Genomic DNA, 284 nt, shown 5'->3' on the forward strand with positions numbered 1-284 from the left:
CATAAACTTGCAGATACTTTTAAGTTATTAGGCGTCGCATCCGTCCGAATAATGTATGGAGTTTGCATGGACCGAGTTCTGTTGGAGAGATTTCTACAGCTCTTGATCTTTCACAATCATTGGTCAGTCATAACCTTAGACTTTTACGTTCAGCACGTTTAGTAAAGGGCAACCGACAGGCAAAACAAGTTATTTATCAAATAGCAGATACTCATGTGAGTCATGTAATTTCTGATATGGCTATACATATTGTTGAAGAGGCATGTGAAGACTTTTAATACAAT

Annotated in this window: 1 protein-coding gene; it reads left to right on the forward strand. The window is 37.3% G+C overall.

Going from position 1 to position 284, the window contains the following annotated elements; all coding sequences use genetic code 11:
- The first annotated feature begins 62 nt into the window (after nt 1-62).
- Nucleotides 63-278 (forward strand): ArsR/SmtB family transcription factor, encoded by a 216-nt coding sequence (locus FLQ44_RS11060; RefSeq protein ID WP_240801255.1) that lies wholly within the window; start codon nt 63-65, stop codon nt 276-278.
- The last annotated feature ends 6 nt before the right edge of the window (nt 279-284 follow it).

Source organism: Vogesella mureinivorans, assembly GCF_007644035.1.
Classification (GTDB): Bacteria; Pseudomonadota; Gammaproteobacteria; order Burkholderiales; family Chromobacteriaceae; genus Vogesella; species Vogesella mureinivorans.